The 20,016-nt window shown below is 37.3% G+C and carries 17 protein-coding genes; 7 read left to right on the forward strand and 10 right to left on the reverse strand.

Annotated features, from left to right (window positions below; translation table 11 throughout):
- Positions 1-55 precede the first annotated feature (55 nt).
- The 3 genes from FAZ25_RS02835 to FAZ25_RS02845 all read right to left on the reverse strand — a co-directional run bounded on the left by FAZ25_RS02835 (position 56) and on the right by FAZ25_RS02845 (position 4,043).
- Positions 56-1,912: an FAD/NAD(P)-binding protein gene (locus FAZ25_RS02835; protein ID WP_146972596.1), complete on the reverse strand. Its 1,857-nt coding sequence runs from the start codon at positions 1,910-1,912 to the stop codon at positions 56-58.
- Between the two features lie 104 nt (positions 1,913-2,016).
- Positions 2,017-2,733: a LytTR family DNA-binding domain-containing protein gene (locus tag FAZ25_RS02840; RefSeq protein WP_004905108.1), complete on the reverse strand. Its 717-nt coding sequence runs from the start codon at positions 2,731-2,733 to the stop codon at positions 2,017-2,019.
- Positions 2,734-2,738: 5 nt separating this feature from the next.
- Complete coding sequence (locus tag FAZ25_RS02845; protein ID WP_040176509.1) at positions 2,739-4,043, reverse strand: GHKL domain-containing protein; 1,305 nt, start codon at positions 4,041-4,043, stop codon at positions 2,739-2,741.
- 190 nt (positions 4,044-4,233) lie between these two features.
- Here FAZ25_RS02845 and FAZ25_RS02850 point away from each other — a divergent pair, with 190 nt between their 5' ends.
- Positions 4,234-5,694, forward strand: a complete 1,461-nt coding sequence (locus FAZ25_RS02850; RefSeq protein WP_048801869.1) for a glutamate--cysteine ligase — start codon at positions 4,234-4,236, stop codon at positions 5,692-5,694.
- A gap of 229 nt (positions 5,695-5,923) precedes the next feature.
- On the opposite strand, the gene FAZ25_RS02855 is transcribed toward FAZ25_RS02850, so the two are convergent.
- From FAZ25_RS02855 to tyrS, 3 genes are read right to left on the reverse strand one after another with little or no spacing between them, the layout of a single operon-like run.
- Positions 5,924-6,787 carry an NAD(P)-dependent oxidoreductase gene (locus FAZ25_RS02855; RefSeq protein ID WP_048801870.1) on the reverse strand — a complete coding sequence of 288 codons (864 nt, stop codon included), beginning with the start codon at positions 6,785-6,787 and terminating at the stop codon, positions 5,924-5,926.
- Positions 6,788-6,791: 4 nt separating this feature from the next.
- A complete protein-coding gene (locus tag FAZ25_RS02860; protein WP_048801871.1) occupies positions 6,792-7,781 on the reverse strand; it encodes a D-2-hydroxyacid dehydrogenase in 990 nt (329 codons plus the stop codon).
- 54 nt (positions 7,782-7,835) lie between these two features.
- Positions 7,836-9,083: a tyrosine--tRNA ligase gene (gene tyrS, locus FAZ25_RS02865; protein ID WP_040189653.1), complete on the reverse strand. Its 1,248-nt coding sequence runs from the start codon at positions 9,081-9,083 to the stop codon at positions 7,836-7,838.
- Positions 9,084-9,471: 388 nt separating this feature from the next.
- On the opposite strand from tyrS, the gene FAZ25_RS02870 reads away from it, so the two are divergent.
- The 3 genes from FAZ25_RS02870 to FAZ25_RS02880 all read left to right on the forward strand — a co-directional run bounded on the left by FAZ25_RS02870 (position 9,472) and on the right by FAZ25_RS02880 (position 12,122).
- Complete coding sequence (locus tag FAZ25_RS02870; protein ID WP_243236221.1) at positions 9,472-10,233, forward strand: helix-turn-helix transcriptional regulator; 762 nt, start codon at positions 9,472-9,474, stop codon at positions 10,231-10,233.
- A gap of 112 nt (positions 10,234-10,345) precedes the next feature.
- Positions 10,346-11,284 carry a multidrug resistance efflux transporter family protein gene (locus FAZ25_RS02875; protein ID WP_040189649.1) on the forward strand — a complete coding sequence of 313 codons (939 nt, stop codon included), beginning with the start codon at positions 10,346-10,348 and terminating at the stop codon, positions 11,282-11,284.
- 73 nt (positions 11,285-11,357) lie between these two features.
- The gene (locus tag FAZ25_RS02880) at positions 11,358-12,122 is read left to right on the forward strand and encodes a DUF975 family protein (RefSeq protein ID WP_004902304.1); all 765 of its coding nucleotides are present in this window, start codon (positions 11,358-11,360) and stop codon (positions 12,120-12,122) included.
- A 49-nt stretch (positions 12,123-12,171) separates the two neighbouring features.
- Here the strand turns inward: FAZ25_RS02880 and FAZ25_RS02885 are convergent, their stop codons facing one another.
- The 3 genes from FAZ25_RS02885 to FAZ25_RS02895 all read right to left on the reverse strand — a co-directional run bounded on the left by FAZ25_RS02885 (position 12,172) and on the right by FAZ25_RS02895 (position 14,702).
- Positions 12,172-12,930 carry a multidrug ABC transporter permease gene (locus FAZ25_RS02885; protein ID WP_192269775.1) on the reverse strand — a complete coding sequence of 253 codons (759 nt, stop codon included), beginning with the start codon at positions 12,928-12,930 and terminating at the stop codon, positions 12,172-12,174.
- The gene (locus tag FAZ25_RS02890) at positions 12,927-13,826 is read right to left on the reverse strand and encodes an XRE family transcriptional regulator (protein WP_004908358.1); all 900 of its coding nucleotides are present in this window, start codon (positions 13,824-13,826) and stop codon (positions 12,927-12,929) included. The genes FAZ25_RS02885 and FAZ25_RS02890 overlap by 4 nt, the downstream gene beginning before the upstream one ends.
- A gap of 195 nt (positions 13,827-14,021) precedes the next feature.
- Positions 14,022-14,702 (reverse strand): CPBP family intramembrane glutamic endopeptidase, encoded by a 681-nt coding sequence (locus FAZ25_RS02895; protein ID WP_040189647.1) that lies wholly within the window; start codon positions 14,700-14,702, stop codon positions 14,022-14,024.
- A 327-nt stretch (positions 14,703-15,029) separates the two neighbouring features.
- Between FAZ25_RS02895 and FAZ25_RS02900 the strand changes: the two genes are divergently transcribed.
- From FAZ25_RS02900 to FAZ25_RS02910, 3 genes are all read left to right on the forward strand, one after another.
- On the forward strand, positions 15,030-15,458 hold the full coding sequence (locus FAZ25_RS02900) for a MarR family winged helix-turn-helix transcriptional regulator (RefSeq protein WP_192269777.1): 429 nt from the start codon (positions 15,030-15,032) through the stop codon (positions 15,456-15,458).
- 3 nt (positions 15,459-15,461) lie between these two features.
- Positions 15,462-16,820, forward strand: a complete 1,359-nt coding sequence (locus FAZ25_RS02905; RefSeq protein ID WP_004908364.1) for an MFS transporter — start codon at positions 15,462-15,464, stop codon at positions 16,818-16,820.
- Between the two features lie 141 nt (positions 16,821-16,961).
- On the forward strand, positions 16,962-17,699 hold the full coding sequence (locus FAZ25_RS02910; protein WP_048801873.1) for a helix-turn-helix domain-containing protein: 738 nt from the start codon (positions 16,962-16,964) through the stop codon (positions 17,697-17,699).
- Between the two features lie 47 nt (positions 17,700-17,746).
- Here FAZ25_RS02910 and FAZ25_RS02915 read toward each other — a convergent pair whose 3' ends face one another.
- Entirely contained in the window at positions 17,747-19,996 is a 2,250-nt protein-coding gene (locus FAZ25_RS02915) for an excinuclease ABC subunit UvrA (protein ID WP_048801874.1), read from the reverse strand.
- Between the last annotated feature and the right edge of the window lie 20 nt (positions 19,997-20,016).

Below are 20,016 nucleotides of genomic sequence, written 5' to 3' on the forward strand. Positions count from 1 at the left end.
CGTGCTTAATTACTCATAGTGTACCATGTGACTAGCTGATTTATCAGACAATTTCTTAAGCATAAGCTAAAATTCGTTGTGCGATCCAAGCACCTTCACGTAAAACAAGTGTATTAACACCTGGCCTTGGAATAACTGTACCAAACCATTTTAGCCCTTCCAAGGTAATCCCATAAAGATATAAATGATTGATTGTTTCCCCATCACGATTGATAACTTCAAAGGTCTGCTTATTAATATTGGCTGCACCTAATTGATAACTAGTGCCATCAGAACGTATTTTTCTAGGTTGTACAAACATACCATTGTCACGCAGATTGGCGATTAATGGGTTACGAGATAATGAAATATTTGTTGCGCCAAGGCGCGCTTCAACGAGTGCGTTGCCATGAAATAATTGCCCACGAGAATCACTGGCCTCAAATCCTGTAGCGTCAGTCGTAACATGTATGTTGGCCGCTGTTATCTTAAATAATCCCGCCTTCATCAGCGCTAGTAATTGCTCAATTCGCTCCAAAGGGGGACCCACGGATACTAATGCATCAAATGGTTTGAAATGTTCCAAAAACTTTTCATAATCGTCAGCAGTAAAATAATCGCGTTCTACTATATAACGTACGCGATCACGAATATCACGAAGGATATCAAATGCACCGGCAAACGGTGCGCTCTTATTACCCAAACGTGCATCATGAATATCTGCTGATAAATAAGACTGCATCCATGTCGTATAGTCAGCATCATTTGGTAAATCTCGCGCTGGATTACGGATTAAAGCAATATCAAATTCAAAAACGTCAGCTAAGCCGTATTCTTCAGCCGTCGTTTTTAAATCAATACTTGTTAGCAACGCCTGTTTTAGTGCCTCAGATTGATCATAAGTTAGTGAGCTATCTGGTTGATTAATACGATTCAACAAATATTTATATGTCATTTCCTTAACGACAAGGTTTTCAAAATCTTGGTATTGAATATGACCATTGCCAGCCGCACGCAACGCCTCCAAGGCAGCTATAGTGAAAAATTTTGGTTCGTATAATTCACTGGCTGATTTTTCATTAACACCCCGAGCATGCAACGGAAAACCACGGCGGGACCCCGCCACAACCAATGGTTCATGTCCTGAAGGCTTATAAATCAGATTATCATTTTCGTCGCGAATAAAACGTCCACCCTTACCCACTGATAAAGCAGTCATATAATCAAAGAAACTCAGCCCAAGACCACGTATAATAATTTTATCATTCTCATTAAATACCGATAAATCTGCCTCCGCCGGATGCATAGGTGATAAATAATGTAACCCTTTATTTTGTGCAAATGTCTTAAAGCCCTGTTCTTCGTCAGTTAAGTTATCATCTGAATGACCCAATGCCATCACAACGTGGTCTGCTAATAATTGTGTCCCATCATTGAGCATTAATTGAAACTTTTCGCCTAGTTTCTGAACATTCATCACGCTTTGCTGAGTAAAATTTAATGTTTGATTATGTCGTACTCGGCGCATTAACCATTCAAAAAACCAGGCAGCATATATACCCATCATACCACGTGTTGCAAAATCACCAACTTGCGTCAAACGCGATAATTCATTAGTATAACTCGCATCGAATTCTTGGTGATGGGACAAAAAATCTTTCGCTTCTGACTCTAACCATTGGAACATGTTAGGCCCTGGTAAAGGTTTCCCCCCATTTTCAATGGATTCATCATTAAACAAAGTAATTTGATCGATAACTGTATTCATGAGAAAAGATCTATTTTGTGATAAAAACGGATCCCACACACGTCCCCCAATCGCGTGTGGATCATAAATTTGAACATCAATTTGCGTGTCGTCATTAGCTAAATTAATTAATCGCTCAGCTACTGCTAGTCCCCGAGGACCGGCACCTATAATTGCAACTTGCATATATTTTTCTCTCCATAGCGTACAACAATAGACGCATTTTTTTATCTATAAACTAGTTACCATTATAGTGGTTTTTACTATGCTTTTCAAAAAGTTCACTCATGCTAATGCTTGTCCTGTGCCATCACTGCTTGCAATTTTTTGTAATACTTTTTGGATAACGGTACCCTGGCCTGATTAGTTAACGTCAAAGTCCGCTCTTTTGTGTTCAGCGACGCTATTTTGTGCCGATTAACAATATAAGCAGCATGAACTCGCATTAAATCCTTATGTAGTTGTTCAATGTGCTGCATCGTCCCCCGCACGCTAAGCTGACTTTTCTCACTATAAACAATTAACCGATGACTACGCAACACATCTGATGCGATATAGACTACTTCGTGTATGTCAACTTTTTCTGACTTTCTACCGTTGGGAATAGCTATAAAATCAGGTTTTGCTATCACGTGTTCAGCAAGTTGTTTTTCAGCAGTAGTAATTGCAGATACTAACCGTTGCTTAAAAATAGATTCAGCTTGAAATTTATTAATGAAGTCTAAAGCGCTAATTTGATATTGATAACTGGTGGCCATTAATTCGGTATGTGTTGTCACAATAATAATTGGCGAAATAACATCTCGACTTCTGATAAATTGTGCTATGCTCAAGCCGGTATAATTATGATGATTGATTTCCAAGTCAAGTAGTATAATTTTAGGCTGCTTATCAGACATTAGCACTGATAAAAACTGCTTGGGCTGACCAAATACTTCACAATGAGGTAGAATACGCTTGATACGGAGTTGTTGAACAATATTGTCCTCTAATAGATAATAATGCATTATCATCACCCCACTATTAACTTTTGGATAAATTGTCTATTTTCTATTATTGTACAATGCTCAATTAATGGCTGTTGCATCGTATACCGTGTGATGAAACTAAGACCAATACCTTCGTGTGTATTTTTGGACGAATAACCCAACTCTTCTATACGGTGAATATCTATATTTTCTTGGTAAGAATTAACAATAATAATCTCATTGTCCTTTGAAAAAATAATCGACACTTTTTTATCAGTTGTTAGACTGACTGCCTCTATCGCATTATCTAATAAAATTCCCACCACACGATAAAAATCGATGTCTTTTTCAATGCTGGTATTATCAAATAATTTATCTACTGATAACGTAATATTCACTGAGTGCTCTGCTGCCAACTGATACTTCACCAGAATGACGCCACGCAACTGAATATCTGATAATTGACTAAGCTGTAACATTGTTTCTTTAGGTAACAGTAGCTGACTACGTCTAATAACAGAATAATATGTTTCCTTAATATCGTGCATGTTCTCCGTCTGAATAGCATACTCTAAACTAGCTAATATATTCTTATAATCATGCTTAAAGAAACGATACTCAGCATATTGCTTTTCTAATTGATTAACATAATATTGCGATGCAGATAATGCTTCAAAGTGTTGCTCTACCTTATTCTGTAGTTGTTCATAGTAGCGATATAGCATGGGCACCAATACTATAGCCACTATCATTAATAACCAAACTAATTCACGCCAAATTGACATAGTATAGTGGTTGCGCGCAAAATGATAGGCCTGATAATTACCCCATATACGTAAAAATATGCTAATGACTAAAAGGCACATCAGCTGTTTCATGTGTGCTTGTAAAAACTCACCTGGCACCCACTTGAATCTGAAACAACGTAACATAATAACCACAAATGTTGTCACGATATTAACACAGAGATTACTGATAACCTGATACTGAACTGACCAACCCGCTAATGTAGTGAGCTGAGTCACTGGATTCATTAATCCATAAGTCATTAAGGTGCTAACTACTGCACAAAGTAAGATAACTAAGTGACTATCATGCCAAAAGCGTTCTCGACAGCCAATATAGTACAACAAAACAATATTTATAGTTGATGCTAATGTTGCTCTAACAAATGGTGAGCCAACACCATTAGATACCATACTCACGATATATATAAGTAATAGTAGCATGCAAAATTTATGTTTTGTGATTTTTTGGCCAGACAATATATCAAACCAACTTATCATAGCAAAAGCTTCAAAAGCCGACCATGTTAGGGCGTTGAGTAGATTCAAAAAAGAATGAAACATGCTTGCGTCTCCATTGAGTGAATAACTATAGGTTTGTCTCAGTATGTAATACAAATGAATTTCAAACGTTCAACATATTTTATCACATATATAATATAAAAATCACATTGACAAGACTAATCATTTCACAACGCTTTGACTGCAAAGTGCGGTACACTAGAAGGCAAAGTGCTTGCAAAGAGGAGATTATATGACTACAAATGATGAAAACATCAGCTCAAATAATTTAAATAGTAATTTATTTTCTGGTAAATTTGGCATCGAAATTGAAGAACATCGTGTACAAACAGATACCTTATCATTATCACAGCATCCCCATCCCGCATCTCTTGGTAAGCGAAAAACACATCCCTACTTCCAAACTGACTTCTCAGAAAGTCAGGAAGAAGTGGTTACCGCAGTACAGTCATCTTCAGCAGCAGCATTACAACATCTCCATGAACTGCAGTTCATGCTGACGCAGTCACTAAAAGGGAATGAATTTATTTGGCCACTATCAATGCCACCTTATCTCAGAGAAGCCGACATTATTTTTCTAAAAACACACTTTGAACGACCATGGTATCAAAAATATCGCGATGTATTATTTCTGCGGTATGGTCCTTTTCAACACATTATGACAGGAATTCATGTCAATTTTTCACCAGAAGATAGTGTCATCAAAAATTACGCTAACCAACATGCACTTACCGATTATGTCACCGCAAAAAATAAATTGTTTTTCCAAATTGCTCAACAAGTAGCTGGCTATCGTTGGCTATTAACCTACTTGTTTGGCGCTGCGCCAGTGAATGAAAATTCATCAGCAAATTTGCCCAATAATTATCGTAAGCGCCAACCTGTAAGGTCTTGGCGTGCAAGTAATTTTGGCTTTACCAATCAACCTCACATCGATGTAAACTATACCGACTTTAACACACATATTAAACAACTAACCAACCACATTACCAATGGGGATCTCTACGACAAAAGTGAATTTTATGGCCCAGTAAGACTTCGTGCATCTGGTAGTCCCAATGACTTGCGCATTAACGGCGCGGACTACCTAGAATTTCGTATGTTTGATATTAATCCTTTTACTGTCGATGGTATATCACAAGACGCATTAAGTTTTCTCCATCTACTCATTATCGATGCCATCATCAATCCTGAAAATTGGGAGCCAGAAAAATTACGTATTGCGAAAAATAAGAATCATTTGGTTGCTTTACAACCAGCCGGTAGTGAGTTGTCAGCTGAGCTCAAATCACAAGCCTATCAATTGTTATCACGCTTAACAATCATTGCTGAAGCAGCACCAGAAAAATTGAAACTTGATTTTATATCCGCGTTAAATAACGTCAATACTGCTTTAAAGCAACCAAATTTAACAATCAGTGGGCAATTAGTTAGCGAGATAAAAGATGAATCACTCATGGCTTTTGGTCGAAAACAAGGTATTGCCTTGCGCAATCAACGCCAATCCGAAAATTCGAATGACATATTTGAGCGGATTCCTAAACAAATAAGACAAAGTTATATTCAAGCGCATCAACTCGGCTTTAACACAACTATATATCAAAATAATCAACTCAAAATTAGTGATAAATCTCATACTTGGTTATTATCCCAAAGCCAAGATTTGACCCAATTGATGACTAATCAAGATTAATTGATTCATGTTTCGCCAGCAATAAACTAATTGTCACTTTTTCGTATAGTTTTCCTTTGTTATTGCTTATCAAATCATACGTAAAAACAACTATCATTACTTATACTGACTTAAATAAGCTATATAAAAAGCCTTGATGATAAAAAAAATCAAGGCTTTTTAATGATAACTTGAGTGGCACTTATTGACAGCGAAATCCTGTGTTTTTTTAATTGTTTCACGTGAAACGTTAAGTTAACGATGTCCATAACTTGACAATTGCTTGGACACCTTCATCCCCATGTTCTTGATTTAATTTAGTGAATAATTGCTCAGCAAGTACTGTCTCTGGTAATTGCACTTGCATTTCGGCTGCCGCATCTAATGCAATGCGTAAATCTTTCAATAAATGTTTCACATAGAAACCGGCTTTAAAATCATCGTTTAACACACGTGGCATATAATTGGTAATAGACCATGAACCAGCGGCGCCATTAGCCCATACTTGGTAGGCATCTGACAAATTTAAACCGGCTGCTTGCGCATAAGCTATTGACTCCGCCATTCCCAGAACGGTTGCAGCCACACCAATGTTATTACTCATTTTCATGTGTTGTCCTTTACCAGCTGAACCAACATGAATAATTTGGGTTCCTATGGCTTTAAGAACAGGCATTATCCGTTCAAATATAGCTTTGTCTCCGCCTACCATAATAGATAATGTGCCATTTTTCGCACCAACATCGCCACCCGACACTGGTGCATCGAGTACATGTACGCCTTGCTGTTCACCCCTTTTAAATAAAGTCTCAGCCAATCGCGGTGTCGAGGTTGTCATATCAATTAAAATGTCGTTTTCTTTCGCACCGGCAAATACACCTTCTGGCCCTAGCCAGACTGTTTCGACATCTTTAGGATAACCTACCATCGTAAATGTTATCTCGGATGCACGCGTTACATTTGCCGGTGAATTTGCCCAGTGTGCGCCATGCGCCAGGACGTCATGCGCCTTGGCACGTGTTCGATTATACACAGTGACTTCATGCCCAGCTTTTAAGAAATTATTAATTACGCCAGTCCCCATAACGCCCGTGCCAACAAATCCTATTTTCATATTTTTACCTCAAAATTTCATTTTCTGTGTAGCCACCGCGTGCCAATGTCACTGCGTCATTTAGTGCCATTTCTACCATGTTTTTAATAGCGGTATTAGTATAAAAAGCTATATGTGGTGACAAATAAAAATTGTCTAATTGCGTTAGACGTTGAATATTTTCTGGCAAATCAGCAACTGCTTGTTTTTGATCCATAAAATCATTTTCGTTAGGTGCCACATCAAATGCAGCACCATATAATTGTCCTGACAGTAAACTAGATTCTAATGCGGCCATGTCAACAATTTCGCCGCGTGCCATGTTCAGCATAATTGTTCCTGGCTGTATTTGATCAAAAAAGTTTTGATTCGCTAATCCCCGTGTTTCATCATTCAATGGTGTGTGAAAACTAATAACATTGGCGCGAGACAAAGCATCATCTAATGAAGTATATTCTAAAAATGCCTCGTTTTGCGCACGATACACAGGGTCAACCCCAAGCACATTTGCACCCAAGGCATGTAGCATCTGTGCTAATGCTGTTCCAATACGGCCGACTCCGATGATTGCCACTGTCATCTGATAAATTTCTCTTGCTTGACCGCCGGCTGCCCACGTGTAGTCCCCTGTCGCCATGGCACGATCAAATTTTTTATTGTGCCGCAAAATATTAAGTAATTGTGTCAACGTATATTCTGCAATTGCACGTGGTGAATAAGCAGCAACGTTTGATAAGCGAATATGCTGCCCAAATGCGGCTGGTAAATCAAATACGTCGTACCCAACTTGTCGTAAAGCTATTTGTTTAATCCCATAGCCTGCTAATGATTCGTATACAGGAGCTGGTATGGCTGTTGTTTGTTGTGTCGTCACTGCATCAAAACTTTGCGCCTGTGCAACATTATCCACGTTTAGTGGCTCGTACACATTGACAACATCGTGTCCCGTTTTAGCCACCCATTCATCAACAAAGGGTAATTCTTCTTTTACTGTGTTATACATTATTATTTTCATCAGTCTTGCTCCTTTTTAATTTAAATTAAAAGCACGCAAAAAGCGTGCTTTTGTTTACTTAATTTTACCTAAGAAATATTTTTTCTTACCACGTCGAACTAACACAAATTGACCATCATAATGTGACAAGGGATTAATCTCTGCTGCAACATCTGTTACTTTTTCACCATTAATACTAATAGCGCCATTTGCCACATCTTCACGTGCCTGACGCTTTGAAGCTTCGACACCACCATCAACCAAGAAATCAACAATATTTTTGACAGTGTTTGCTGCCTCAAAACTAGGCACACCACCAAATGCATCAGCGATTTGTGCTGCTGATAAGGTTGCCACATTACCACTGAATAATGCAGTTGAAAGATCTTCAGCTTCTTTAACTGCAGCTTCGCCATGCACAAATTTAGTCACTTCTTGTGCCAGTCGGCGTTGCGCTAAACGTTCGCCAGGATTTGTGGCCACTGCTTCAGCCAAATCATCAATTTCTTCACTACCCAAGAAAGTGAAATACTTAAGATATTTCACAACATCTGCATCCCCTTGATTAAGCCAGAATTGGTAGAAAGTATAAGGCGACGTTTTTTTAGGATCCAACCAAATAGCATTGCCTTCTGACTTACCAAACTTCTTCCCTGTTGAATCAGTCATCAACGGGATTGTTAAACCAAAGGCCTTTGCTTCATTACCTTCCAAAGAGTGAATTAAGTCGATACCTGATGTGATATTTCCCCACTGATCAGAACCACCAATTTGCAACTTCACATCTTCACGACGCCACAATTCATGGAAATCAATCCCTTGCAATACTTGATAAGTGAATTCAGTAAATGAAATACCCGTTTCTAAGCGCGAAGCCACGACATCTTTTTTCAACATCACGTTGATTGAAAATAACTTACCATAATCACGCAAAAAATCCGTTAATGTCAACTGACCAAGCCAATCATTATTGTTAACAATTCGCGTATCATTATCGCCAAATAGCTTGGTTACTTGCGCTGTAATACCCTTTTCGTTTTCTGCAAGTTGTTCTGACGATAACAACTGACGTTCAGTTGTTGGCCGTGGATCACCAATTGCCCCAGTTGCGCCACCAATAATAATAACAGCTTTTCCACCAGCTTTTTGAAAGCGCTTTAATACCATAAATGGAATCAAATGTCCTAAATGCAGCGAATCGGCAGTTGGATCAGTACCTACGTAAGCGCCAACTTTGCCACTAGCCATAGCTTCTAATAATCCTGCTTCATCTGTGATTTGATTTAACGCACCACGCCATTTAAGATCTTCTATAAAATTCATCTTCATCTCCCTATATCTTCTTGTGGATAGCAAAAACCGCCCTATAAATACTATAGGACGGTTTTAACCGTGGTACCACCTAAATTGTAAGTCATCGGACCTACCACTTATAACGCCTTATCGCGGCATACGTCATACGTTTTTATGTTGTGTAACTCGAGCACAGCGACGGGTTAGTTCTCATCAACCACTAACTTTCTTTAACGCGTCAATCTGTGTCTTTATCAACTGATGATGTCTTCATTATACCAGAAAATATTAAGATATGTGATTTTTCAAATTTTTATCACAATAATAACAACTGATCTTTTTAATGATAAACGTTTATCTATTTTATGACAGACCGATTATTTCTTGTTATAATTAGGTTCTGATTGGGAAGGGTTTTATGAAATTTAATACTATACAACATACTTTACAAAATATACGCACCAAGCAAAACCTCACACAAGTAGATTTTGCAGAAAAAATATTTGTTTCCCGACAAACTGTCTCTAACTGGGAACGGGGTATTAGTATCCCTCCGGTAACAGCACTCAGCATTATTGCAAATACTTTTGATGTGCCGTTAACACAATTACTGTCTGCTCTTGACGGTGAACAAGCCAATCGTGAGCATGCAGCCGAGCGTCAACTTATTGTTGAGGCATTCCTAACTTTACTTCATCGTCATAACGGCCAATACAGTACAATTGATTTAATTATTGCTGAATCCGGCATCGACTATGAACATGCCATTACATTGTTCAATTCACCGTCAGCAATTTTACAATATATTGCCCAACAAATCGATGCACAAGTCATTGCAGCACTTGATAATTACAGTGATGATGATCCTCTTATGAGGATTGCAGATGCTGTATTACCAGTTCTCTATCAACATAATCATACGCTCAAAATCTTATATACTGGTCACTACGCTAATGGTGAATGGCTCACTTTTCTTAAAAATAGTTATCAAAAATGGGCCGCACCCTTTTTTGATAACTATGACATTACAACAGCACCAGTTTCTCGTAAATTCGCCATCGAACTCACAGTCAAGACAACCCTATCGATTATTTCAACTTGGCTCACACAACCAGTTCCCACACCACCCGATCAATTTCGCCAAACTTTTTTTACACCTGACAAGAACACCTATTATTAAGCTCATCTGTCCTTGAAAAAGATTCAACTTGTGAATGTCAACATGTTGAATCTTTTTGTTAAAATGAATAGCATATTACTTTTACTAAATTTTTATTTTTTAGGAGCTTACCATGTCGATTCGTTTTAAAGCCATTACACTAGGAATTATATCTGCCTTCTTTTTTTCAATTACCTTTGTTGTTAATGAAGTTATGGCCAATGCTCACGGCTATTGGGGCTACACCGCTGCTTTACGGTACTTATGGATGCTGCCCTTAATGTTAATTGTCAATAAACTATTTGGCTCAAATGTGAGACATGTTCTGGGTATTATCAAACGCGATATGAAATCCTGGTTCATCTGGTCCCAGGTTTGTTTTGTTTTATTTTATGTGCCTTTGTGTTGGGCTGTTAACTATCTGCCAGGATGGCTGATATCTGCTACTTGGCAATTGACTATCATCTTTGGCGTTTTAACTACACCATTGGTGCGTGTCAAAACACAACAAAGCGGCTACGTTCGATTAAAGATCCCAACCAAAGCAATCCCATGGATGGTTATCATTCTTGTTGGGGTGTTCTTAACTGTCGCCAGTTATATTACTCACTTAAAACACATTGCCCCGTTACTATTCGCGATTATTGCTATCATGCTAGCAGCAGTTGCTTATCCACTTGGCAATAGACAAATCATGGCCACGACAGATGGGACTGTCACTGCTTCTGAAAAAGTATTAGCAATGTTAATTTGTTCGTACCCGACTTGGCTTATTATCGCTACTTTATCATATACTCAGGTTGGCTTGCCGTCCGCACCACAGTTGCTTAACACATTCATTGTCGCACTGTGTTCCGGCGTGATTGCTACTGTTCTTTTTTTTGGTGCAACACAATTAGCTGTTCACGATATGAAAAGTCTCGCTGCTGTTGAAGCGACACAAGCTATGGAAGTTATTTTTTCTGTTTTACTCAGTCTATTATTCCTCGGCCATGCGCTCCCGACACCAGCCCAGTTATCCGGTCTATGTCTTATGGTTTTTGGTATTATTATGTTATCAATTCGAGAATAAACCAGCTATACGTTGATTTTCCTTCTTATAATTGTTACAATTGTGTGACAAAGAGAAAGTTTGAGGTTGATGTATGCCAAATAATAGAAATATTAAGAATATTGCTTGGGCTCGTGTGACAAATCATTTCAAAGCAGCCTTTTTAGTCTCACTTGTGCCAATGATTTTAACAGTATTAAGTGTTATGTCTAACCATAACCGCACTACTAACTTTACTGATGATCGCATGTTAGACAACAGTGATTATACAAATGTTCCACATGAAATCAATCATTTTTTGCAAGACAACTGGCCCACTATATTATTAGTTTCTCTTGTTATTGCTGCATTTCTGCTCATCATCAGTGCTGTAATGAGTGCCGTCGCAACGTTCTTTACGGAAAGTTCAGTTAGCGGATTTATTGATTGGCATGAAACCAATGTCACACCAGAACACCCAATTAAAGCTGGCTTTCAATTACTCACAAGTATGAACTTTAAAATTGCGCTACTACGTGCTATTTATACCATACTTTGGTCACTATTATTCATCGTCCCTGGTATTATTAAAAGTCTATCTTATTCGCAAGCAATATATTTATATCGCGATGATTTACGCCATGGTCGAGAAATTAAGACAGCCAACACTTACATCTCTGAATCAAGAAAGATGATGTATGGTTTCAAAGGACAACTATTTATCATGTATTTAAGCTTGATTGGTTGGTACTTTGTCACACTAATCACTTTTGGTTTGGCAAATATTTTTGTTTTACCATACACGCTAGCTATTCGTGCTGAATTCTACATTGCCCTTCGCGAATTACTCCCACCAACCGAACAAAATACCGTCTTATAAAAAAAGAATGTGCCAAGCACATTCTTTTTTTATTGCTTATGCTAATCCTTTACATATCAACATGAATTGTTTTTAAATGCTTTATCTTTCTTTGCTGCCGACTAAATAGTAACGCAATAACCACTATAATAAGCAACAAACTCAACAAATATTTTCCTAGAGATACTTCCCAACGTTGATGATTCATCATTTTTTGCACAATATCAAAGAGATAATATCCTGGGAAAAACTGTTGAAAAAAATTAATGCTCTCAATAAGCGGTCCATTACCTGACATGAATGTGTCCCACCGAATCATGAGCACCCCAAAACCCATACTCAACGGCATACTTAAAGCTGATATAGTATCACCATCCACTAAAATACCAATTAAAAAACCAATAACACTTAAATACAAACCTAAACCTAAAATTAGTATGATAAGAACCAATAGTGATAAATTAACGGTAATGGCCTTTAACAGTGAACCTACCAATACATTAACCGCACAAATACTCAAATTAAGTACGGATTGTACGACAACTTGATCTAACAACCAATGTTTCATTGCATAATGAGACGTCTTTGATTGCAAGCGATAAAATTGCTGTGTTTCACTAATCTTTTTAGAAAATGTCACAATCGAATTTCCTGCAATACCAATTACACAAGCAACAACAAACCAAAGGGCACCATTAGATACATCAAAGAATTTAGCAGCTCGTGAAATATTAATAATCATGATATACCATCCTAATGGGAAAATCAAAGTGAATAATATAAAGCGTCTATTGCGAAAGGTTTCCTTAATATCTAGCCATTTAATCATTGTTTCTCACTCCCTGTTTTATTTGCTATACGGTACCACTGCTCAATCGTTTGATTTTTTGAATGAATGGTCGCTACCGATTCTTTAGCTGCAATGACACCGTCTTTTAATAAAACAACACTTGTAAAATATTTATCAATTTGATTAAAATCATGCGTAATTGTCACCACACTGCCACCAACATGATCTAGGTAATCCCAAAAGAAATCAATAGATTCTAAATCCATTCCTACAGTTGGCTCATCTAAAACCAAAAGTTTTGAGGGCCTGATTAGACTAATTAACAAAGATAACCGTCTTTTCTGACCCCCAGACAACTGACTAACTAGTGTTTTTGATTGCTGCTGCAACTTAAATTTAGCTAACATGTCAGTTACCAAAGTTGGTGAATATTGTCTTTTTATTTGTGCTGATAAAGCAATGTGTTCGTGTACACGTAATGATTCTATTAACATATTTTCTTGTGGCATGACACTTAAATCTTCCTGTGGCTTAAAATTTTGAGATACTATGCCTTCATCTGGTTGTAACAAGCCTAAAATAAGATTAACAATTGTTGTCTTTCCTGAACCATTACCACCTAATAATGCAATACGATCACGGCCATAAACTGATAGGTTAACATCCTTTAAAACTGGTTTTTGAAATGATTTACTAACATGTTGTAGTTGCAAAATTAAATCATCCGTACGCTGTTTGCCAGCCAATAAAAAATCTAAGTCGACAGCAAAAATATCTGATAGCGAAATTAACTTATCAATATCCGGTTCAGCATCACCATTTTCCCATTTTGATACAGATTGTCGTGACACAAATAGTTTTTGTGCTAGTACTTCTTGAGATATTCGTTTTCTCTGCCGTAGTACACTAAGCTGTGATTTGAAGACATTTTTCATTTTTTAACTCCTCATTCGCTTCGATGCGTTTGTTATGGATTAAGTATACATGAAAGATGTCTTTTAAAAATAGTTGACATAAATATTGCTGTATCGCTTTATTTGCCTAGCTCGCAACTATTGGTTGCGTCGTTAAAATTTGATTTTATGCAATAAAAAAAGCCCTGCTTAATCATGGCTTTTAATGATATGTGATTAAAACAATACTGCAAAAAAATTATTCAGCATGTGGGTTAATATAGCATATTGTAATTTTTTAGTAATCAGTCTCACGGCCATAAAACCAGTACTCATTATTAAATAAATTGACCATTGATATAAATTAGCTGGCCCATGGACAAGTGCAAAAATAATTGTTGGCCAAATAGCTTGAAATATTGTCCCAAACATTCTCGACTCATAAAATAAAATACCACGAAAATAAATCTCTTCGACTATTGGACCAATAATAATCATACTAACTTGAACAAAAAACAACGGTAGGCCTTGTGATACACGACCTAGCATTTCATCAAGTATTTCTTGGTTATCACTCGTCTCTACCTGCTTTCCAAAAAAATGATGTAACACATATGTTCCCAATAACACAAGCAAAAAAGCCCCGACAGATACTAGTAATTTTTTCCAATTTAATCGCTCAAATATAGTAATTTGTCGCCGTGACAAATAGCTGTACCCAACATAAGCAAGTAGTACACCAAACAAAACATTTAATCCTGTAAAGCTAATCTGCAATAATAATGTTATTCGCGGTATTAATAAACAACCTAAAAATATACCTTGGCAAGAAACAATAATCACGATTAAAATTGTGACGGTTAAAATTCCAACGCCTTGTTTACTCTTCTCAATAAATTTTTCTCGATTTCCAAACATCAACCGCCCTCATTTATACTATAAATTAAAAAAATCCTATACCCTACATCTCAAGTAATAGCCTATCGTGTAGGCTCAGTAGATGCGTTGTATAGGAAAACCCCTAGTTTGATGATAATGCTTCACTTGTCGTTCAGCTCCCCAAAAACTATTCTATCAAATTGTTTGATTAAAAATTTCAACTCTTCCAGGTTTAAATAGATTAGTGACTTTATCTAAACTATGTGATAAAATACACTACTTTCAACACTGTCAGACTTGCACTGGGGGAGTAAACCCTTTATAATAATTAGTTAGCTAACTAATTATTATAAAGGGGTATACTTCATGACAGAATCAATTGGTAAATTACTCAAAATCGCGCATACATCACTCATGCGAGATTTGGATGCAATTGCTCAACCTCACGGTCTGACAGCCGTTCAAATGACTATAATTGATTATCTCAGTAACGCGAGTCGCGTGACGACTCAGCATGATGTTGAGCAAGAATTTAATATTCAAGGTTCCACAGTCACTGTTATGCTAGATCGCATGGCCAACAAAAACTTGATCACACGTCAAAAGAGTACGAAAGATAAGCGTATTAATGAAATTCATTTGACGACTCGCGGTTTTGAGGTCAGTGACATCATCAAAGGTTACATTGCTGAACACGATAGTCGTATGTTAGCCCCTTTTACAGATGCTGAACAAACTGTTATTTTACAATTTTTAAAAATGGTCGGTCAATCTGTCACGCAAAAGGAGAAATAATTTATGGCTACAACAGTAGTTCCTAAGCAGCATGTTCTAGCTATCATTTCCGTTGCCTTACTGGCAGCCGGCGGCATTATGATAGAAACAGCTATGAATGTCACTTTTCCAAAACTAACGCAAGTTTTTCATACATCTCTTAATAACATACAATGGGTAACAACCGCTTACCTTTTAGCTGTTACTGTGACTATGACAACAAGTGCCTACTTAACCAACCGCTTTGGCGCCAGGCGAATATGGCTAACTGCCAATCTATTATTCATTGGTGGTACAATATGTGCCGGCTTTGCTAACAGCTTGGCAATATTACTTCTCGGTCGTGTATTGGAGGGCATAGCAGCCGGACTTGCTATGCCACTCATGTTTAATTTAGTTCTCTCGCTTATTCCTAAACCAAAAATTGGTGTATGGATGGGTATTGGTGCCATGGTAATTAGTTTGGCACCTTCTTTTGGCCCTACCTATGGTGGCGCCTTGATTGAAACTTTAGGCTGGCGGGCTATTTTCTTTACGTTATTAGTAATTCCAATAGCCTCTTTATTACTTGGCTGGCATAATATTGCTCATGTAGCAAAACAAAATAAGCATCTTTCATTTGATTTCATCGCGTTTTCATTATTAGCTATTGCCTTAATCACCGGATTATTAGTCGTCAACCAACTAGAAACAGGGCGGTTAAATATATTATTTTTAATCCTAGCCATTATTTCAGTGACTGCTTTTATTTATAAATCTCAACATAGTCAGAAAGTATTTCTCAATATCAGACTATTTAAATCGCAAACATTCACACTGTTACTCATTCCTGTCACATTTTATATGTTTGCCAATCTTGGCCTAAGTTTATTAATTCCCAATTATTTGCAGGCTAGTGCTGGCACAACTAGCTTCTTAGCCGGATTTGCTTTATTACCAGGCACATTATTTGGTGCCTTTCTATCACCTTATTTTGGGTCATTATATGATAAAGTTGGCGCAACTAAATTAATTTTTTTAGGGAATGGTATTTTTACCATCAGTTTGTTAGGCATGGCACTTTTAACACATCGTCTGGGATTTATATTAATTTTAATTAGTTATATTATTTTTACTATTGGTCGCAGTATGGCTTTTAGTACCGGTATGACAGCAGCTGTTGATCAATTGCCTATTGCTCAACAAAACGATGCCAACGCTATTCTACAAGCATCACAAATGTTTATGGGTGCCCTGGGTACCACAGTGGCGGCATTATTTGGTTCTAACCGAGGTGGCATTGCCATTGGCTTAAACCAATTTTTATGGCTACTTTTTGCCATCGCATTACTACTATTTCTGCTTTTTTGGTTACAAAAACACTTAGCTGAGGCTACTAAGTAATTACCACGCAATGTTTCATGTGAAACGTTGCATGGTAATGTGGGGAAAGCATCATTGGCTGTTACGCTAAACCTTTAAAAGTATTGCATTGTTAGCCGTTTTATGATAATTTTTGTTATAACAAATTGACCGGAGACAAGTATGCATATTGGTATAAAAATTAAACAGCTCAGAATCTCGCAAGGACTCACACAACAAGAATTTGCAGACAAACTTTTTATTTCCTATCAATCTGTTTCTAACTGGGAACGTCAAAAACGTCATCCAACAGCTGAAATGATGCTCACAATGATTGAAACGTTCAATTTGCCGTTAGATTTTTTCATCATGGCGCATGATAAGGCTCATGATAATGAAGAAGATTTAATTTTATCTGCTTTTTTAACCAATATGTCACATAATTTAGATGAAATTCCTACTTTAAAATCGATTCAAAAAGTATCAGGTATTTCTATTCATCGTATTAAGGCCTACTTTCCATCTTTTGACGATATCATTTATGCCTTCATTAACAAAATCGATCAGAGCATTAAAACTCAAGTAGCAGATAGCTTAGCGACTAATAAGCCTGTTCTCGAGACCTTCATCGATGATATGGCGCCTATGCTGTATCAAAAAAAAGATGCACTGCATATTTTATACACACGTCCCTATATTAGGGGCGTGTGGACACAATTCATTCGTTCGAAATATAAATATTTACTAGTCCAGTATAATCGAGATAATCAAACTGATGCCTTACGTACAGAATATCTCATCGAGACATTAATGGCCTTTATATCCGTATGGATGAGTCAAGAGATCCCTGAGCCCCTATCTGAATTTCAAAGTCGGATTAGACAGCTCACTGATAGCCGCATCAGCATTTGGTTATCCTAACCAGTATTTTTGATATAAAAAAGCGATACGGTATAGTATCGCTTTTTTTATGGTAAATATGGCTTTGTAATTTCGTCATCAGATTGTTTCAAATCTGATACTGTTCCTGTAAATATAATGTGACCACCGTATTTGCCACCACCTGGCCCAGTCTCAATCAACCAATCACCCTGACTAATCAAATTTAAGTTATGCTCGATAATTACAATTGTATTCCCTTTTTTGATAAGTGATGAAAAAAGCGCCAGTAATAAGTCTATATCTTTCAAATGTAATCCTGCACTTGGTTCATCCATGATATAAACACTGCCCTTTTGATTAAGGTACTTAGATAGCTTAGCCCGCTGTAACTCACCACCAGACAATGTTGTAAATGACTGATCTAATTTTAAATAACCGAGCCCGACATCATTAATGGCCTGCAAGCCTTGTTTTATCTTTGGCTGCTTTTTAAAGAAAGTCAGAGCCTGGCTAGCCGTCATAGCTAGCACATCAACAATTGTTTTTCCGTTATATTTGTATGCTAAGACTTCAGGTCGATATCGCGTACCTGAACACAGTTCACAAGTTGTTGTCATATTATCCATAAAATACATATTATGAACAATCACCCCTTTACCTTTGCAATTCGGGCATGCTCCCTGCGAATTAAAACTAAACAATGCTGCACTAACATGACATGTCTGAGCGAAAAGATGACGAATCTCGGTAAATATATCCAGATAAGTAATCAGTGTAGATCGGCTACTTTTACCGATTTCTTTTTGTGAGATACTAATGACAGCTTGCCCCGACTGCGTTAATTGTTGATTTATAATCTTAGCTAGTGATGATTTTCCAGAACCAGCAACACCACAAATAACAGTTAATGCTTGCTGTGGTATTTTGAAAGAAACATGATTGACTGTATTAGCACTTTGATCATCAAACAAAAACCAGTGTGACAGATCGCACTGTTGTTGCGCATATTGCAGTGGTCGTTGGATTAAGCGATTAGTTTGTGTAGATGATAGCAAAAATTGATCAATTGTTCCAGAAAATATGACTTCGCCACCATTAACACCAGCCCCAGGTCCAATATCAATGACATAATCTGCTTTTTTTATCAGTAAAGGATTATGTTCAACAATCAAAATTGTATTCCCCTGATTTTTTAGTCGTGCCAAACAAAACATAATTTTTTCAATATCTTTTGGGTGTAGACCAGCACTAGGCTCATCCAATACATAAAGCACATCATTTAACGAGCTAGTCATATGCTTAGCTATTTTTAGTCGTTGGGCTTCACCACCAGATAGTGTTTCGGTTCGACGCGCCAGATTTAAGTAATCTAATCCAATTTGCATTAGTGCATCTGCATAATCTATAATTTTATGTTTAACATCAGCAACTAACTCATTATCAATCGTCTGAATGAAATCTTTTAATTCATTAATCTGCAAAGTTGACAGCTCATATATGTTTTGACCATTTATTTTTGAAGATAGTGCTGCCTGATTTAAACGCGCGCCGTGGCAGGCTGAACATAGCTCAGAATGGACAAAAACTGCCAATTGGGCTGCATGTCTTTTCCCCTCATCTGTATTGATAATACTTCTTTCAAATCGTGGTACAAGACCTTCATAAAGTGCTGTTTTAGGCCAACCATTTGCCGCATGATTAAGTTTAATTTGTGGTGAGTAAAGTAATAAGTCTAATTCTTTCTTACTGTAGTCTTTTATTTTTTTATCTAAATCAAATAACCCGCTATAAGCATATCGCTTCCAACGCCAAGCATCTCTGCCAAATGTCGGAAAATTGATTGGTCCTTCATTAAGCGACTTATCAAAATCAACAAGCTGATGTAAGTCGATTTTTTTTTGTAATCCTAAACCGTTACATATAGGGCACTGCCCTTGTGGATCATTAAACGAAAAGGCATCAGAGTAACCTACAAATGGCACGCCAATTCGTGAAAACAGCAATCGTAAATAGGTATAAAGCTCCGTGTATGTGCCTACTGTCGATCGCACATTCCCTCTCATTTGACGCTGTTCAATTGGTATGGCAATCGGTAAATTTTTAATCCGAGATACAGATGGTCGTCCGTATTTAGGTAACACATGTTGAACATAGCTGGAAAACGTTTCATTGAGCTCCCGACGTGATTGTGCCACAATCGTATCAAAAACCAAGCTCGATTTTCCAGAACCTGATACACCCGTAAAGACTGTCATTTTATGCTTTGGAATAGTCACAGAGATATCTTTTAAGTTATTCTGATTCGCATGTTCAATTTCAATCCATTGATTTGCCATAATCGTCCCCTCCAATTATT

The organism is Leuconostoc sp. LN180020, assembly GCF_014844115.1.
GTDB lineage: Bacteria > Bacillota > Bacilli > Lactobacillales > Lactobacillaceae > Leuconostoc > Leuconostoc citreum.

Bases quoted from the DNA above. Each gene is read 5' to 3' on its own strand.
- FAZ25_RS02835 (WP_146972596.1), bottom strand. From the start codon at position 1,912: ATGCAAGTTGCAATTATAGGTGCCGGTCCTCGGGGACTAGCAGTAGCT.
- FAZ25_RS02840 (WP_004905108.1), bottom strand. From the start codon at position 2,733: ATGCATTATTATCTATTAGAGGACAATATTGTTCAACAACTCCGTATC.
- FAZ25_RS02845 (WP_040176509.1), bottom strand. From the start codon at position 4,043: ATGTTTCATTCTTTTTTGAATCTACTCAACGCCCTAACATGGTCGGCT.
- FAZ25_RS02850 (WP_048801869.1), top strand. From the start codon at position 4,234: ATGACTACAAATGATGAAAACATCAGCTCAAATAATTTAAATAGTAAT.
- FAZ25_RS02855 (WP_048801870.1), bottom strand. From the start codon at position 6,787: ATGAAAATAGGATTTGTTGGCACGGGCGTTATGGGGACTGGCGTAATT.
- FAZ25_RS02860 (WP_048801871.1), bottom strand. From the start codon at position 7,781: ATGAAAATAATAATGTATAACACAGTAAAAGAAGAATTACCCTTTGTT.
- tyrS (WP_040189653.1), bottom strand. From the start codon at position 9,083: ATGAATTTTATAGAAGATCTTAAATGGCGTGGTGCGTTAAATCAAATC.
- FAZ25_RS02870 (WP_243236221.1), top strand. From the start codon at position 9,472: ATGAAATTTAATACTATACAACATACTTTACAAAATATACGCACCAAG.
- FAZ25_RS02875 (WP_040189649.1), top strand. From the start codon at position 10,346: ATGTCGATTCGTTTTAAAGCCATTACACTAGGAATTATATCTGCCTTC.
- FAZ25_RS02880 (WP_004902304.1), top strand. From the start codon at position 11,358: ATGCCAAATAATAGAAATATTAAGAATATTGCTTGGGCTCGTGTGACA.
- FAZ25_RS02885 (WP_192269775.1), bottom strand. From the start codon at position 12,930: ATGATTAAATGGCTAGATATTAAGGAAACCTTTCGCAATAGACGCTTT.
- FAZ25_RS02890 (WP_004908358.1), bottom strand. From the start codon at position 13,826: ATGAAAAATGTCTTCAAATCACAGCTTAGTGTACTACGGCAGAGAAAA.
- FAZ25_RS02895 (WP_040189647.1), bottom strand. From the start codon at position 14,702: ATGTTTGGAAATCGAGAAAAATTTATTGAGAAGAGTAAACAAGGCGTT.
- FAZ25_RS02900 (WP_192269777.1), top strand. From the start codon at position 15,030: ATGACAGAATCAATTGGTAAATTACTCAAAATCGCGCATACATCACTC.
- FAZ25_RS02905 (WP_004908364.1), top strand. From the start codon at position 15,462: ATGGCTACAACAGTAGTTCCTAAGCAGCATGTTCTAGCTATCATTTCC.
- FAZ25_RS02910 (WP_048801873.1), top strand. From the start codon at position 16,962: ATGCATATTGGTATAAAAATTAAACAGCTCAGAATCTCGCAAGGACTC.
- FAZ25_RS02915 (WP_048801874.1), bottom strand. From the start codon at position 19,996: ATGGCAAATCAATGGATTGAAATTGAACATGCGAATCAGAATAACTTA.